11 protein-coding genes are annotated in these 16,213 nt (G+C 70.7%); 9 read left to right on the forward strand and 2 right to left on the reverse strand.

Annotation, left to right across the window (positions count from 1 at the left end):
• Positions 1 to 1,292 precede the first annotated feature (1,292 nt).
• Entirely contained in the window at positions 1,293 to 1,907 is a 615-nt protein-coding gene (locus JKJ07_RS49210) for an MBL fold metallo-hydrolase (protein WP_203078823.1), read from the reverse strand.
• Positions 1,908 to 1,956: 49 nt separating this feature from the next.
• Between JKJ07_RS49210 and JKJ07_RS49215 the strand changes: the two genes are divergently transcribed.
• From JKJ07_RS49215 to JKJ07_RS49230, 4 genes are all read left to right on the forward strand, one after another.
• Positions 1,957 to 2,736: an alpha/beta hydrolase gene (locus tag JKJ07_RS49215; RefSeq protein WP_203078824.1), complete on the forward strand. Its 780-nt coding sequence runs from the start codon at positions 1,957 to 1,959 to the stop codon at positions 2,734 to 2,736.
• Positions 2,709 to 3,548 (forward strand): sigma-70 family RNA polymerase sigma factor, encoded by an 840-nt coding sequence (locus JKJ07_RS49220; RefSeq protein ID WP_203078825.1) that lies wholly within the window; start codon positions 2,709 to 2,711, stop codon positions 3,546 to 3,548. The genes JKJ07_RS49215 and JKJ07_RS49220 overlap by 28 nt, the downstream gene beginning before the upstream one ends.
• A 74-nt stretch (positions 3,549 to 3,622) precedes the next feature.
• Positions 3,623 to 4,648, forward strand: a complete 1,026-nt coding sequence (locus JKJ07_RS49225) for a DUF808 domain-containing protein (protein ID WP_203078826.1) — start codon at positions 3,623 to 3,625, stop codon at positions 4,646 to 4,648.
• 192 nt (positions 4,649 to 4,840) lie between these two features.
• Positions 4,841 to 9,763, forward strand: a complete 4,923-nt coding sequence (locus JKJ07_RS49230; RefSeq protein ID WP_203078827.1) for a diguanylate cyclase — start codon at positions 4,841 to 4,843, stop codon at positions 9,761 to 9,763.
• A gap of 7 nt (positions 9,764 to 9,770) precedes the next feature.
• Here JKJ07_RS49230 and JKJ07_RS49235 read toward each other — a convergent pair whose 3' ends face one another.
• The gene (locus JKJ07_RS49235; RefSeq protein WP_203078828.1) at positions 9,771 to 10,589 is read right to left on the reverse strand and encodes an SGNH/GDSL hydrolase family protein; all 819 of its coding nucleotides are present in this window, start codon (positions 10,587 to 10,589) and stop codon (positions 9,771 to 9,773) included.
• 276 nt (positions 10,590 to 10,865) lie between these two features.
• Between JKJ07_RS49235 and JKJ07_RS49240 the strand changes: the two genes are divergently transcribed.
• From JKJ07_RS49240 to JKJ07_RS49260, 5 genes are all read left to right on the forward strand, one after another.
• On the forward strand, positions 10,866 to 11,525 hold the full coding sequence (locus tag JKJ07_RS49240) for a 4'-phosphopantetheinyl transferase family protein (RefSeq protein ID WP_203078829.1): 660 nt from the start codon (positions 10,866 to 10,868) through the stop codon (positions 11,523 to 11,525).
• Positions 11,526 to 11,704: 179 nt separating this feature from the next.
• Positions 11,705 to 12,748, forward strand: coding sequence for a TerC/Alx family metal homeostasis membrane protein (locus JKJ07_RS49245; RefSeq protein ID WP_203078830.1), 1,044 nt, complete (start codon positions 11,705 to 11,707; stop codon positions 12,746 to 12,748).
• 230 nt (positions 12,749 to 12,978) lie between these two features.
• The gene (locus JKJ07_RS49250) at positions 12,979 to 13,995 is read left to right on the forward strand and encodes a LacI family DNA-binding transcriptional regulator (protein WP_203078831.1); all 1,017 of its coding nucleotides are present in this window, start codon (positions 12,979 to 12,981) and stop codon (positions 13,993 to 13,995) included.
• Positions 13,996 to 14,006: 11 nt separating this feature from the next.
• Positions 14,007 to 15,293 carry an extracellular solute-binding protein gene (locus JKJ07_RS49255; protein WP_203078832.1) on the forward strand — a complete coding sequence of 429 codons (1,287 nt, stop codon included), beginning with the start codon at positions 14,007 to 14,009 and terminating at the stop codon, positions 15,291 to 15,293.
• On the forward strand, positions 15,293 to 16,213 hold the full coding sequence (locus tag JKJ07_RS49260) for a carbohydrate ABC transporter permease (RefSeq protein WP_203078833.1): 921 nt from the start codon (positions 15,293 to 15,295) through the stop codon (positions 16,211 to 16,213). Before JKJ07_RS49255 ends, JKJ07_RS49260 begins: the two co-directional genes overlap by 1 nt.

Raw genomic sequence — 16,213 nt, forward strand, 5'->3', positions numbered from 1 at the left:
CGCCCCACCCCCCACGCCCCACGCCCCACGCCCCACGCCCCACGCCCCACGCCCCACCGACTAGCCGAAACAAACCCCACGCCTCCCAGCGCGCCGAACCGCCGAAGCTCCCACACCCGCGACAGCACACCCCCGGAAACGTCATGCCTTCAACCGCACTGGCCCCGCGCCGCAGAAAGCACTGCCAAAATTCCCGCGCTCCGACTACGCCGGACGCAAAATCCCCCGCACCTGGAGCAGCACGGCCCCCAAGAAAAGCATCCCGGAAACGTCGAGCCCGCCCCTCGGTCTTGACTGGTGGTGATTCATCGAAGGGTCGAATACGACCGTGAGTGTCCTTACCGGGCCGGAAAGTATTTACTCGTTAATGGCATGATCGAATGGGCACGTCTCGCGCATAGGCGGCGGATAATATAGGCATGGGTCAGATGTCGTTGTTCAGTCGGGCCGTTATTGCTGGGCTGCGGGACAGGACTAAGGCGCGCAATTATTCGCCCGGCAATGAAGAGTTTCGGCGGGAGCATGAGCGGCGTCGGGCTTGGGGGTTGCAGCGCAGGCATGAGGAGAAGGCTCGCTGGGTGGCTGAGCATCAGCCGGAGGCGTGGGCCCGGATTGTGGCTCAAGCTGCTGTTGAGACGCCTTCCCGGCCGCGGTTGGTTGATCGGTTGGTTGCTTTGATCTCGTCGCGGCCTGTTGTTCGGAGGCGTTGGGCGAGTCCGCTCGGGGTTCCGCTTCCGGTTTTTCGACTTGCTCGCGCTCGTTGCATTTTTATGAGATTGTGTGGTTGTTCTGGGCGGGGGGTTGCGGTGACACTCGATGCCGTTTTCAGGCCTCGGGTGGGTGCAACTCATCATGTTGTGGTCAAGGTTGAAGAATCGAGCGGCAGGGCAGCCTTCGTTTATAGCAGCGCTCAGCGGCCGATGCCCCGAAATGTTCCGCATGGGATTGCGCGGCGGCCGTCAACTCAGGCAACGGCCGGGACGAATACCGCCGGGGAACCGGCATCGCCCGAGAGCGAAAGCCGCCCAAGACGAAAGCCGCCGAGACGAAAGCCGCCCGAGAACCAGTGTCGCCCAGGATCAGGGCCGGCCCGGTGCAAAAGTCGGGCGGGCCCGGGCGCGAGGGCCGGGCGGGCGCGAGGGCTGGGCGGGCGCGAGGGCCGGGCGGCCGCGAGCCGCGAGGGGGCAGGACGGGCGCGGACATGGGCAGACAGCGAAGGCCCGGGTAAATGCGAGCTGCTAAGGGCCGGGCAGGTGCGAGCCGCGGAGGGTGGAGGGTTGCTGGGCGGGTTTTTAGTCGCCTAGGGCGTCGCGTTCCGCTTTGATGGTGGTGTCGGCGCCGTGGCCGGTGTGGACCACTGTTTCGGCGGGGAGGGCGAACAGCTTCGTGCGGATCGATGCCTTGATCTGGTCGGCGTCGGAGAAGGAGCGGCCGGTGGCGCCGGGGCCGCCCTGGAAGAGGGTGTCGCCGGTGAAGACGCAGTTCAGGCCGGGCGCGTAGAGGCAGACCGCGCCGGGCGCGTGGCCGGGTGTGTGCAGTACGGTCAGGTCGGCCCCGCCGATCGAGATCAGTTCGCCGTCGGTCAGGTCGTTGTCCCAGGTTACGGAGTCGCCGTGGGTCAGTTCCCAGAGCGGGCGCTCGGCCGGGTGCAGCAGGATCGGGGCGCCGGTGCGTTCGCGCAGGGCGGGCGCCACCCGTACGTGGTCGTCGTGGGCGTGGGTGCAGACGATCGCGCGGACCGCTCGGTTGCCGACCACGGCCAGGATGGCGTCGACGTTGTGCGGGGCGTCGATCACCACGCATTCGGTCTCGTCGCCGACCACCCAGACGTTGTTGTCGACGTCGAAGGTCTGGCCGTCGAGGCTGAACGTCCCGGACACGACACCGTGGTCCACGCGAGGCTGCATGCGGTCAGCCTACCGATTCCTTTCGCGCTCCCCCGCGGTCTGTACCGGCATGACGACGACACTCGATCTCAACCGCCTGCTCTGGCAGGAGCGCGCCGCAGGTGACGACACCCGTGCGTGGGAGTCGCTGACCGCCGAACCCGAGGGCCTGGTCGAGGAGCCGGGCGACCTGGGTCTGTGGCTGCGCCCGGCGAACGCGGCACCCGGCACGAACCTGCTGGCGATCCACGGCGGCGGCTTCGTCAGCGGCTCCATCGCCACCCACCGCAAGATGTACGGCCACCTCGCGCTGGCGGCGGGCCTGAACACGCTGGTCGTCGACTACGGCCTGGTTCCCGAGCACGTCTACCCGTCCCAGCTCAACCACGTACGCCGGATTTTCGACCAGGTGGAAGGCCGGGTGGAAGGCCGGCTGGAAGGCCAGGTGGAAGGCCGGACGGCGGTCGTCGGCGACTCCTGCGGCGCCACCCTTGCCCTCGACATCAAGGGGGCCGCGGCCCTCGTCCTGTTCTCACCGTGGGTCGACCCCGACGCCACTGGCGCGAGCTACGACACCCGTACGGACCCGTTCTTCACGCGGGAGCTTGTGAAAGGCCTGGCTGCGGCCTATCAGGGGGACACACCGGCGCTCGAAAATCTCCCGCCGACATATGTGCAGGTCGGCGCGGATGAGGCGCTGCGCGACGACGCGTACCTGATCCCCGGGGCGCGGGTCGACGAGTTCGCGGGGCAGTTGCACACTTTTCAGATGGCGGCGGGCCACTCCCCCATCGCCGACGACGCGATCGCGAAGGCGGGGACATGGCTGCGCCGCACTCTGGGCTGCTGAGCGGTTTCGAGGCGGCCACCACCCCGTTGCGGCGTGAGCTGACCGCGCATTGTTATCGCATGCTCGGGTCGTGGGACGAGGCCGAGGACGCGGTGCAGGAGACGTACCTGCGGGCCTGGCGCGCGTGGGATCGGTTCGAGGAGCGTTCCACCGTACGCACCTGGCTGCACCGCATCGCGGCCAACGTCGCGCTGTCGGCCCTCAAGAAGCGCGCGCAAGAGCCGAGAGCAGACCTTCAGCCGTACGCCGACACGAGTGACGACCTGCGGCTCGCCCTGATCGCCGGGTTGCAGACGCTCACCCCCGGTCAGCGGGCCGTGCTGCTGCTCAGGGACGTGCTGGCCTTCCCGGCGCACGAGGTGGCCGAGATGCTGGGCCTGACCACGGGGGCCGTGAAGAGCTCTTTGCAACGGGCCCGGGCCCGGATAGCCGAGGTCGCGCCCCGGCCCGACGACATCGCCGAGCCGCGCAGCCCGCAGGCCCGGCGACAGCTCGAGGCGTACATGACCGCGTTCCGGACGGCCGACGTGAGCGGCCTGGCCGCCCTGTTGCGGCGCGATGCGTCGCTGGAACTCGTACGGGAAAGGCAGTTCTTCGACGGGGTCGCGCAGTGCCTGCCCGTGCTGACCGCGGCCGTGGGTGAGCCCGGCGAGTGGCGGATGGAGGCGACCGTGGCCAACGGGCAGCCGGCCGCCGTCGTGCACTGGTGGGGCAAGCCGGCGGGGGTGGCGGTGCTCGACTGCCGTACGGATGGAATCGCCGGAATCGTCGTGTTCGGCGACCCGGGACTGGTGGGCCGCTTCGCGACCTGACATGCCGTGGTCAGGGGTCGTACGCGACAATGAGCCGGCACGGACATTGACCGACCCTTGAAAGGATCCGCGCCTTGGCCGGTGGACTCGTAGCCCTGCTGGATGATGTGGCGGTGCTGGCCCGCGCGGCCGCCGCCTCCATCGACGACGTCGGGGTGGCCGCCGCGAAGGCCGGCGCCAAGGCCGCGGGTGTGGTCATCGACGACGCCGCGGTCACCCCGCAATACGTTCGGGGGCTGGCCGCCGAGCGCGAGCTGCCGATCATCAAGCGCATCGCGCTCGGCTCGCTGCGCAACAAGTTCCTGATCATCCTGCCGGTGATCCTGCTGCTCAGCCAGTTCGTGCCGTGGCTGCTGACGCCGATCCTGATGCTCGGCGGGGCCTACCTGTGCTTCGAGGGCGCCGAGAAGGTCTGGGCCAAGGTCTCCGGCCACGGCGGGCACGACGACGAGGCCGCCAAGGACGAGAAGACGCTGGTCTCGGGCGCGGTCCGCACCGACCTGATCCTGTCGGCCGAGATCATGGTCATCACGCTGAACGAGGTCATCGACGAGCCGTTCTGGTCGCGGCTGGCCATCCTGGCCGTGGTCGCGCTGCTCATGACGGTGGTCGTCTACGGCGCGGTGGCGCTGATCGTGAAGATGGACGACGCCGGGCTGAAGCTCTCGGACGGGCCGGGGGCGGTCGCCTCGTTCGGCCGGGGCCTGGTCAAGGCCATGCCGAAGGTGCTGACCTTCCTGACCGTCGTCGGCACGGCCGCGATGCTCTGGGTCGGCGGCCACATCCTGCTGGTCGGCACCGACGAGCTGGGCTTGCACTTCCTCTACGAGACCGTGCACCACGTGGAAGAGGCGGCGCACGACGCCACCGGCACGCTCGGCGGCGTGGTCGGCTGGCTGGTCAACACGATCTTCAGCGCCATCCTGGGCCTGATCGTGGGCGCCCTGATCGTCGTCATCATGACGTACACGATCCACCGCAAAAAGGACGGCCACGCCCCGGAGAAGAAGGACGGCCACGCTTCAGAAGCGGCCGAGCCCGCGCCGGCCCCGGCGGCGGAGGCCCGGCAGGCCGACGAGGACGAGACGCGACCGGTCTAGACCCATCTGTCCCCACTTCTAGAAGGCTGTGGCCGGTCGGCGCGAACTCCGCCCGACCGGCCACACCCGTCTCCGCCCCCGGTTGTTGAGCGCCGGACGGATTGCTCACGAACCGCCGGTTCGGGCCGAACAGGGAGATAGCGAAGCCCGCGGCCGGTGCGGGACAGGCGAGGCGGACGGTGACGGATGGGCGTGGAGAGCGCTGAGGAGCAGCCCCGGGAGCTGCCCACGGCCGGCTCGCACTTCGCCGTGCTCTCGTCCACCGAGCGCTCCCAGGTCAAGCGGCTCTATCTGGCCGACGGCGAGACGACCGTCATCTGGAAGGAGTTCCGGGGCGCCAGCGGGCCGATGCGCCGCCGCCGCGAGCACGCCCTGCTGACTCGGCTCGCGGGACTGCCCGGCATCGGCGGCCTGGCCGGCTGGACCCACCCGGACGCGGAACTGCTGATCGACGCGGGCGGGCGCACCCTGGCCTACGCCGCGGCGGCCCGCGAGATCGACCTGGCCGAGGTGCCCCGGCTGGCGCACCGGCTGGCCCGGATCATCGCGGGCATGCATGCGCGGGGCGTGGTGCACAAGGACGTCAACCCGGCCAACATCCTGCTCGACGACACCGGCCGGCCCGTGCTCGTCGACTTCGACGTGGCCAGCCTGTTCAGCGAGGACCAGAGCGCGTTCGGCGACCTGCGCGAGATCGACGGCACGCTGTCCTACCTGCCGCCGGAGCAGACCGGGCGGACGGGCCTGCCGGTCGACCACCGCGCCGACCTGTATTCGCTGGGCGCGACCCTCTACGAGGTGGTGGCCGGGCACCCGCCCTTCCCCCACGACGACGACCTGCAGCTCGTACGGGATCTGCTGTTGCGGGTGCCCGCCCGGCTCACCGAGATCCGCCCGGAGACACCGCCGATGCTGTCGGCGATCGTGGCCCGGCTGCTGGAGAAGGAGCCCGACCGCCGCTATCAGAGCGCCGAGGGGCTGGCCCACGACCTGGCCCGGATGCGCGAATGGCCGGAGACCACGTTCCCGCTCGGCGAGCGCGACTTCCCGCTGCGGCTGACCGCGCCCTCGCTCCTGGTCGGCCGCGACACCGAGGTCGTGGCGCTGCGCTCGGCCTGGGAGGAGGCGGTGCTCGGCGGCAAGCGCGGCCTGTTCGTCTCGGGCCCGCCCGGCTCCGGCAAGTCGGCCCTGATCAACGCCCTGCGCCGGCCGGTGGCGACCCGCGGCGGCTGGTTCGTGACCGGGCGCGCCGACCCGGCCCGGCAGGGCGCCGCGGCCGGGCCGGTGCTGCGGGCGCTGCGCCGGCTCGGCCGGTTGCTGCTCGCCGAGCCGCAGGACGCCCTGGCCTCGCTGCGCACGTCGCTGCTGGCCGCGCTGGGCCCGAACACGGGCCTGATCGCGGCCGCCCTGCCCGAGTTCGGCACGTTGCTCGGCGGCGGCACGCCGGGCGAGCACGGCGAGACCGAGGACTCGGAGGCCGGCGTACGGCTCCGGCAGGCCGTGGTAGCGCTGCTGAGCACGGTCGTGAGCCGCCGCCGCCCGCTGCTGATGGCCGTCGAGGACCTGCAGTGGGCCGATCCCACGTCGTTCGACCTGCTCGACGCGATGCTGACCGAGCCCGGCGTGGAGGGCGTGCTGGTCGTCGGGACGTTCCGGCCGGGCGAGACCGATCCCGCGGCGGTGACCCGCTGGGGCGACGACGTGCCGGTGCTGCACCTGCACAACCTGCCGCCCGCGGCCTCGGGCGAGCTGCTGGGCGAGATGCTGCGGCTGCCCGCCGAGGCGGCCGACCGCCTGGCCGACCTGCTGTACCCGTGGAGCGGCGGCAACCCCTCGGACACCCTCGAGCTGATCAACGCGCTACGCCGCGAGGGCGCCCTGATCCTGGGCGAGGACGGCTGGCGGTGGGACGACGACCTGATCCGGCAGCAGGCGGCCCGCAGCGACGTCATCGGGCTGCTCCGCGACCGCATCGAGCGGCTGCCGGCCGAGACCCGGCGGCTGCTGCGCGTCCTGGCGCTGCTCGGTGACGAGGCGACCAACGCCGTCTGCGCCCGCGCGGCCGGAATCGCGCTGGTCACGCTGCTGGCGCCGCTGTATGCGGCGCTGGAGGACGAGCTGATCGCGGTCGAGACGGTGCAGGGCAACCCGGCCGCCCCGGTCCGCCCGGTCTTCCGGCACGAACGGGTTCGCAGCGCCGTCCTGGCCGGGCTGCCCGACGACGAGCGCCGGAAGATGCGGCTCGACATGGCCCGTCGCCTGGCCGCCGAGCCCGGCACCGAGGTGATCGCGGCCGAGCAGTATCTGGAGGCGGCCGCCCTGGTCACCGATCCGGTCGAGGGTCTGGCCATGGCGGCCCTGTTCCGGGTGGCCGCCGAGAGTGGCGCCGCGGCCGGCAACCACCTGGCCGCCGAGCGGTTCGCGGCCGCGGCCGTCGACGCGTACGCGAAGCTCGGCGCGCCGGACGACGAGCCCGGGCTGCTCGACGCGCTGGCCCGCCGGCACCGGGCGCTGCACCTGCTCGGGCGGCTCGGCGACGGCGACGACGTCTACGCCCGCGTCGCGAGAGCCCAGACCGATCCCGTACGGCTGGTGGCCGTCGCCGTGGTGCAGCTCAGCAGCCTCGCCCAGCGGTCGCGGCAGCCCGAGGCCCTCGCCCTGGGCAAGGAGCTGCTGACCCGGCTCGGCGACGACCTGCCCGGCCCCGAGTTCGGCCCCTTGGTGGCCGGGCACAGCCGCGAGATCCTGGCCTGGAGCGAGCGCCTCGACCCGGTCGCCGACCTGGCCCGCCCCGAGATCACCGACCCGCTGGCGCTGGCCCGGGCCCGCGTCTACGGCAAGCTCATGCCGATGTGCTTCCTGCTCGGCGAGCGGTTGCTGGGCGCCTGGGTGCTGATCCAGAGCTGGCGGATGTGGGTCCGCCACGGCCCGTCGGCCCAGCTCGGCGCCACCATCACCTCGCTCGGCATGATGCTGTTGCAGAACACCGGCGACTACCGGGCCGGCCCCCGGATCGGCCGGCACGTCCTGCGGGTGAGCGAGAGCCGCGACTACGAGCCGTTCACCTCGCTGGCCCGCTACCGGTTCGCCATGCAGCTGCAGGTGTGGACCGAGCCCATCGAGGAGACGCTGGTCGAGCTGCGGCGAAGCTATGAGGGCCTGGTGCGCGGCGGTGACCTCGAGATGGCGAGCGGGGTGTGGAACGCGATCCTGGTCGGCCAGCTCGAATCGGCGGCCACCCTGGACGAGTATCAGGCCGACATCGAGGCGGCGCTGGCCTTCGACGTGCGTACGGGGAACGAGTTCTTCGGCGCCGTGGTGCTCGCGCACCGGCAGCTCGGGCGGGCGCTGCAGGGTCGCACCATCCCGGCCGGCAGCCTCGACGACGCCGGCTTCACCGAGGCCGCACACCTCGCGGGACGGCCGCCCATGGCGCTGACCACCAACGTCTATCACCTGTGCCGGGCGCTGGCCGCCGCGGTGTTCGGCGACGACGAGGCGCTGCGCCGGCACGCCGCCCTGGCCCGCCGCGCGGCCGGGGTGCTGCCCGGCTATCTGTCCACTCAGGCCCACGTGCTGTCGTCGCTCGCGCAGGCCACCCGGCTGCACGCCCTGCCCGCGGCCGAGCGCGCGGACGACCCGGGGACGGCCGAGGTGGTGGCCAGCCTGACCTGGATGCGGGAGCGCGCCGAGGACTGCCCGGCCAACTTCGGCCACCTCGCGCTGTGGCTGACGGCCGAGGAGGCCTGGCTGCGCGGCGACCTGTCCACCGCGTACGTGTCGTTCGACCACGCCGTGCAGGCCGCGCAGACCCGGCAGCGGCCCTGGCACGCCGCGCTGATCCTGGAACGGGCGGCCCGGCTGCACTTCTCGGTCGGGCTGGAGGCGGGCGGGCGGCTGCACCTGGCCGAGGCCCTGCGTGTCTACGACGAGTGGGGCGCGACCGGCAAGGTGGCCCAGCTGCTCGGGACGCACCCGGCGCTGCGCCCGGCCGAGCGGTCGGTGCGCACCAGGTCGCGGGCCACCGGCGGGCTGCGCTCCGACGTGCTGGACACGATGGCGATCCTGCGGTCGTCGCAGGCGCTCAGCCGGGCGACCGACCTGGGCCTGCTCCGGGCGGCCATCGTCGAGCAGCTGACCGCGCTGACCGGGGCGTCCGAAGTGGTGCTCGTGGTGCGGGCCGAGGACGGCGGGTGGTTCCTGCCCGGCGGCCCCGACGGCGCCATCGAGCTCGACGTGGAGGGGGCCGAGGTCTACGGCCTGCTGCCGGCCAGTGCCTTCCAGTACGCCGTGCGCACCCGCGAGATGCTGCTCGTCGAGGACGCCACCCGCGACGACCGGTTCGCCCGGGACCCGTTCCTCACCGGCGCTCAGCGTTGCTCGCTGCTGGTCGTGCCGGTGCTGCACGGCGACACCATGCGGGCCGTCCTGGTGCTGGCCAACCGGCAGACCAGCGGGCTGTTCACGACCGACCGGCTCGACGCGGTCAAGCTGATCACCGGCCAGCTGGTCGTGTCGCTCAACAACGCGATGCTTTACGCGTCACTGGAGGCGCGGGTGGCCGAGCGTACGCATGAACTGGCCGACGCCAACGCCAAGCTCGAGGAGCTGAGCCAGACCGACGCGCTGACCGGCCTGGCCAACCGGCGCCGCTTCGAGCAGGCGCTGAGCGCGCACCACGACCGGCTGCGGCACTCCGGGTTGCCGTACGCGCTCCTGATGGTCGACGTGGACTTCTTCAAGAAGTACAACGACCGCTTCGGCCATCAGGCCGGCGACGAGTGCCTGCGCAAGGTGGGGGCCGCCCTGACCGGCACGATCCGGGCCGGCACCGACCTGGCCTGCCGGTACGGCGGCGAGGAGTTCGTGATCCTGCTGGGCGACGCCGACCCGGGCATCGCCGCGACGCTGTCCGAACGGGTCCGCGCCGGCATCCGCGGGCTGCGGATCCCGCACCCGGACGGGCCGGGCGGCTACGTCACGGTCAGCATCGGCGTGGCCGTCGCCCACGGCCCCGACGACGACGAGGTGCTCGGGCGGGCGGACGCGGCCCTGTACGACGCGAAGGCCGCGGGCCGCGACATCGTCCGCGTGGCCGCGCCGATCAGCGCATGAAAGACGGTCAGCGCATGAACGCGTTCTTGGCGGCGTTGAGCCAGAGGGCCTGACCAGCCGCGTTCGGGTGGATGCCGTCGGGCACCAGCGACTTCAGCGGCCGCTTGTCCGTCGCGAACTGCCGGTGCGCGTCGATCGTCGTCCAGCCGTACTCGTCGGCCAGCCCCTTGATGCCGCGCAGCCGCACGTTGTGCGCGTACCGCTCGAGCGAGCCCTTCAGCGGCGAGCCCTCCGGGTTCTGCAGCACCGGCACGACGTCGGGGCTGGGCCACAGCGCGGCGACCCGGTCGGCCAGCCGCTCGTACGTCGGGTAGGCCGTGGCCCGGCCCTCGTTGTGGCTGTAGCTGAGCAGGAACAGGTCGCCGCCCTGCGCGGTCATCTTGCCGAACCGGTTGCCCTGCAACGGATAGCCGGCCTTGGCCCCGCCGACGCTGCCGTTGTAGAACGACAGGGTGAGCCAGCCGTTACCCTCGCTGAACACGACCGGAGCCCCGTACGCCTGCTTCTTGTGATCCCACTGGCGATAGGTCGTGCGGTAATGCGGGTAGCGCTCGGCGATCCACTTCGAGAGCTGGTAGAACCACTCCGACTTGTCGTTGCCGGTCGAGTCGCCGAGCAGCGTGATCGTGGCGTTGCCCCAGCCGTTGGAGAGCTGGTTCATCAGCTGGCCGGGAGCGCCGACGGCCAGCGGCACGGGCGCCTGCTTCGTCGTCTCCTTCACGCTGGGCTTGGGAGCGGCCTGCGCGGTGGTGCGGGCGTAGGCTACGGGAGCGGCGATGATCGCGGTCAGCGCGAGGGCGCCGACGGCGGTGGCACGGAAAGCCATGGAGGGGCGGGCTCCTGAAGGTGCTGGAACATCGGCAGACAACGACGGATCGTGATGGGCGGCTCAGGCTAGCGTTGGTGATCTTGGATGCGCCAGCGCGGTGCGGCCATCAACGATTGACGTTCCCGGCGGTTCCGGATCGTCCTTTCGGACAGAGGGTCTCGAAGATCATCAAACCGGCGGGGTCACGATGCCTCATCCCTCCACGAGACCAACATCAACCGTCGATGTCACCATCACCCACCCGATCGATGACGAGTGGGTACGATCCGAGGCGTGATCGAGGCGATTCTTCCCCTCGGAGTGGCCTCGGTCGACACGTTCGACGACCCACCCGGCGCGTCCCTCTGCCCTGAGGAGGAGGCGCTCGTCGACCAGGCGGTCGAGAAGCGGCGGCGGGAGTTCACCACCGGCCGCTGGGCCGCCCGCGAGGCGATGACCCGGCTCGGCCGCCCGCCCGCGGCGCTGCTGCGCGGGCCCCGGGGCGAGCCGCGGTGGCCGACCGGCCTGGTCGGCAGCATCACCCACTGCAAGGGCTATCGCGCCGCCGTGGTCGCCGAGACGAGCGTGCTCGCCACCGTCGGCATCGACGCCGAGCCCGACGAGCCGATCCCCGGCGACGTCTTCGCCGCCGTGTCGCTGCCCGCCGAGCGCGAACGCAACGCCCGGTTGCGCCTGACGCATCCGGGGGTGAGCTGGGATCGGCTGCTGTTCAGCGCGAAGGAGTCGGTCTACAAGGCGTGGTATCCGCTGATGGGGCGCTGGCTCGACTTCGAGGAGGCCGACGTCACGATCGATCCGGCCGGCGGCACGTTCTCGGCCCGGCTGCTGGTGCCCGGGCCGCGGCTGCGCGGGCGCGAGCTGACCGGGTTCACCGGCCGCTGGCTCGCCCGCAAGGGGCTGGTCCTGACCGCGATCGCCGTCGACGGTGGGTGACCCCACAGGCAATCTCCCAGGTCGGTGGGTTACAGTTCGCGGCGAGGGGAGTACCTCAAAAGGAACGTTGCGGTCATCACGGGCATCTCGGTTGCGATGCCCCCGTGCGTTCGCCGGCCCCTGACAGGCCGGTGAGGGAGACCTCGGACGATGGCGCACATCTCCGAGGAGGAATCCCCATGGCGCATACCGTGACCCTGGCTGCGCCGCTCGAGACCATCGCCTCGCCCCTGCTCTGGGCGATCAGCATCGCGGTCTTGGTCGGTCTGCTGGCAGCCGATTTCGTGGTCACCCGGCGGCCGCACGACGTGCCGATGCGCGAGGCGGTCGGCTGGTCGATCTTCTATCTGACCCTGCCCGCCCTCTTCGGGCTGGTGCTCTGGTGGGTCTGGGGCAGCCGCCCGGCGATCGAGTTCTACACCGGCTTCGTGGTCGAGAAATCGCTGTCGGTCGACAATCTGTTCGTCTTCATGCTGCTGCTCACGGCGTTCGCCGTGCCCTCGGCCCTGGCCCAGAGAGTCCTCCTGTACGGCATCGCCGGCGCCCTGGTGCTGCGTGGCGTCTTCATCGCCCTGGGCGCGGCCGTGCTGCAGGCCGGCACGTGGGCGTTCCTGCTGTTCGGGGCGGCCCTGCTGCTGACCGCGATCAAGGTGCTGCGCGATGCGAGGCGGGACGAGAGCCACACCATCGACATCGACCAGATGCGCAGCGTACGGGTGATCAGGCGGTTCTTCCCGGTCACGAAGGAGTATCACGGCGGCGCGATGATGGTCCGCCAGGCGGGCAAGCGGGCGCTGACGCCGCTGGCCGTGGTCGTGGTCGCGGTGTTCATGACCGACATCGTCTTCGCGGTCGACTCGGTGCCGGCCGTCTACGGCGTGACCGAGGACCCCTACCTGGTGTTCGCGACCAACGCGTTCGCCCTGATGGGTCTGCGGGCGCTCTACTTCGTGCTGCGCAACGTGCTCGACAAGCTGCGCCACCTCGACTACGGGCTGGCCATCATCCTGGCCTTCATCGGCGTCAAGCTGGTGCTGCACTGGGCGCACGGCATCTGGACGTGGCTGCCCGAGGTGCCGACGCTGGCCTCGCTGGGCGTCATCGCGGTCACCCTGACCACCGTCACGATCACCAGCATGATCGCCAACAAGCGCGAGGCCGCCGCCGAGCGCGAGGCCGCGGCCGATCCCGTCGCGGTCGGGCCGCCGGCCGAGGACCGCTGACCCGGCCACCAGTCCCTCCGGCGGTCCACCCGCCCGTCCACGTCCCCTGAAGCCTGCCGAAGGCCGTCCGACAAATCGGGCGACCTTCGGCGTATTTCGGATATTTGCCGCCGCCCGATCGGCCATTCGGCCTCCTCCAGTTGTGCGATCTTTCAAACCGGTTTAGGTTCACGATCAAACCGGTTTAGTTACGCGAATGTTTCCGGCCGGTTCCGATCCGAGGAGGCGGCATGACCAGGTCCGAGCGGCCGACCATCGTCGACGTCGCCCGTGCCGCCGGCGTCTCCAAGGGCACGGTCTCGTTCGCCCTCAACGGCCGCCCCGGCGTGGCCGAGGAGACCCGGCAGCGCATCCTTGACGCCGCCCGCGACCTCGGCTGGACGCCCAGTCATCAGGCCCGCGCGCTGTCGGCCTCCCGCGCCTTCGCCGTCGGCCTGGTGCTGGCCCGCGAGCCCGAGCTGCTCGGCGCCGACCCGTTCTTCCCGGCCTTCATCGCCGGGGTCGAGCGCACCCTCTCCGACCGCGGCCAGGCGCTGGTGCTGCAGGTGGTGCCCGAGGCCCAGGAGGAGGCGGGCTATCGCCGGCTCGCCGCCGACGGCCGGGTCGACGGGGTGTTCCTGCTCGACCTGCGGGTGGCCGACCCCCGCATCGCCCTGCTCGAGGAGCTGGGCCTGCCCGCGGTGAGCATCGCCCGGCCCGACGTGCCCAGCCGCTTCCCCGCGGTGCTGGTCGACGATCGTCCGGGCATCGCTTCCGCCGTACGGCATCTGGTCGAGCTCGGCCACACCAACATCGCGCACGTCGCCGGCCCGTCGCAGTTCCTGCACGCGCGGGTTCGCCGCGCGGCGTTCGAGGAGGCGCTGGCGAACCCCGGCCCGGTCGTGGAGGCCGACTTCTCGGCGGCCGGCGGCGCCCGGGCCACCCGAATGCTCCTGGCAATGCCCGACAAACCCACCGCGATCGTCTACGCCAACGACCTGATGGCCATCGCCGGCCTCTCCGTGGCTTCGGAGCTCGGCGTCGTTGTTCCTGCTCAGCTGTCGATTACCGGGTTTGACAACACCGATCTCAGTGCATATGTCAGCCCACCTCTCACCACCGTCCGCACGGACCCGTATCTCTGGGGCCGGGCGGCCGCCGAAGCGCTACTCGCATCCATCGAGGGCGGAACGGTCGACGACGTTCCGGTTCCCTCCGCTCAACTCGTCGTCCGGGCGTCCACCTCGCCCATGCTCCCCGCTGTTTGATCGGAGAAACGATGAAACGCACTCTCCCGGCAGTCCTTCTCACCGCAACCCTCGCCCTCGCCGCCGGCTGTGACGGCAGCGGCGGTGGCGACGCCTCCGAGGCCAACGCGGCCTCCGGGCCCATCACGATCTGGCTCTCCAACAACCAGGAGGAGCTGGCCTGGGGCAAGGCCATGGTCGAGTCGTGGAACGCCGCGCACGCCGACCAGAAGATCACCGCGCAGGAGATCCCCGCCGGCAAGAGCTCGGAGGAGGTCATCGGCGCCGCGATCACGGCCGGCAACGCGCCCTGCCTGATCTACAACACCGCGCCCGCCGCGATCCCGCAGTTCCAGAAGCAGGGCGGCCTGGTCGCGCTCGACGAGTTCGACGGCGCCGCGCAATACATCGCCGACCGTACGGGCGACACGGCCGAGCAGTACAAGTCGCCGGACGGCAAGTTCTACCAGATGCCGTGGAAGTCCAACCCGGTGATGATCTTCTACAACAAGGACATCTTCGCCAAGGCGGGCCTCGACCCCGAGAAGCCGGCCCTGTCGACGTACGACGAATTCCTCACCGCCGCCCGCAAGATCAAGTCTTCGGGCGCGGCTCCGGCGGCCATCTATCCCGCGCCGTCGAGCGAATTCTTCCAGTCCTGGTTCGACTTCTATCCGCTGTTCGCCGCCGAGACCGACGGCAAGCAGCTCGTGGCCGACCAGAAGGCGCAGTTCAACACCCCCGAGGGCCAGAAGGTGGCCGACTTCTGGAAGACGATCTACGCCGAGGGCCTGGCCCCCAAGGAGATGTACAACGGCGACTCGTTCGCCGACAAGAAGGCGGCCATGGCGATCGTCGGCCCGTGGGCGGTCAAGGTCTACGGCGACAAGGTGAAGTGGGGCGCGGTGCCCGTGCCGACCTCCGCCGGCAAGCCCGCCGAGCAGATCAAGACGTTCAGCGACGCCAAGAACGTGGCCATGTATTCGGCCTGCCAGAACCGGGCCACCGCCTGGGAGGTCATCAAGTTCTCGACCAGCCAGGACTCCGACGGCAAGCTGCTCGACGCGACCGGTCAGATGCCGCTGCGCAAGGACCTGCAGACGGCGTACCCGGACTACTTCAGCAAGAACCCGGCGTACAAGCAGTTCGCCGACCAGGCCGCCCGTACGGTCGAGGTGCCCAACGTGCCGAACTCCGTGGCCATCTGGCAGGCGTTCCGCGACGCGTACTCGGAATCGGTGATCTTCGGTAAGCAGCCGGTGGCGGACGCCTTCTCGGGTGCCGCCACGAAGGTCGACGAGCTGGCCAGCGGGTCCTGATGACGGCCGCCCCGATCGAGGGCGGTGTCCGACGCAACCGAGTGGCGGCCTTCTTCGGCCGCCACCCGGTGGGCATGATCCTGGCTGCCCCCTACGCCGTCTACATCGCCGTAGTCTTCGCGTACCCGCTCGGGTTCTCGTTGTGGATCAGCTTCCACGACTACTTCTTCGCCGCACCCGGCGCCGTCGTCGACCACCCGTTCGTCGGGTTCGACAACTACAAGGCCGTGCTGACCGACCCGGCAGTCCGGCAGTCCTTCGGCAACATCCTGATCTTCCTGGTCATCAACGTGCCCCTGACGGCCGCGCTGGCGCTGATCCTGGCGGTCGCGCTCAACCGCGTGGTGCACGCCCGCACCTTCCTGCGGGTGGCCTTCTACGTCCCGTACGTGACCGCAAGCGTCGCCGTCGTGGGCGTGTGGCTGTTCCTGTTCAACTCGGGCGGGCTGGTCAACTCGGTGCTCGGCCCGCTCGCGCCCGACCCGTCCTGGCTGGTCAACGAGGGCCTGGCCATGCCGGTCATCGCCCTGTTCGTGGTGTGGAAGCAGCTCGGGTTCTTCATCCTGCTCTACCTGGCGGCGCTGCAGAACGTGCCCAACGAGCTGTACGAGTCGGCCTCGGTCGACGGCGCCAACGGGTGGAACAAGTTCTGGTCGATCACCGTCCCGGCCGTACGCCCGGCCACCGCGCTCGTGGTGATCCTGGCCCTGATCACCGGGGCCAACCTGTTCACCGAGCCGTACCTGCTCACCGGGGGCGGCGGCCCGAACGGCGCGTCGACCTCGCCGGTGCTGCTGATGTATCAGCGCGGCCTGCAGCAGGGCGAACCCGACTTCGCCGCCGCGCTCGGGGTGATCCTCGTGATCGGCGTGCTGATCGTGGCGCTGATCAACCGCCGCTTCATCGAAGGGAAGGACTGA

The organism is Paractinoplanes lichenicola (assembly GCF_016785085.1).
GTDB classification, from domain to species: domain Bacteria; phylum Actinomycetota; class Actinomycetes; order Mycobacteriales; family Micromonosporaceae; genus Actinoplanes; species Actinoplanes lichenicola.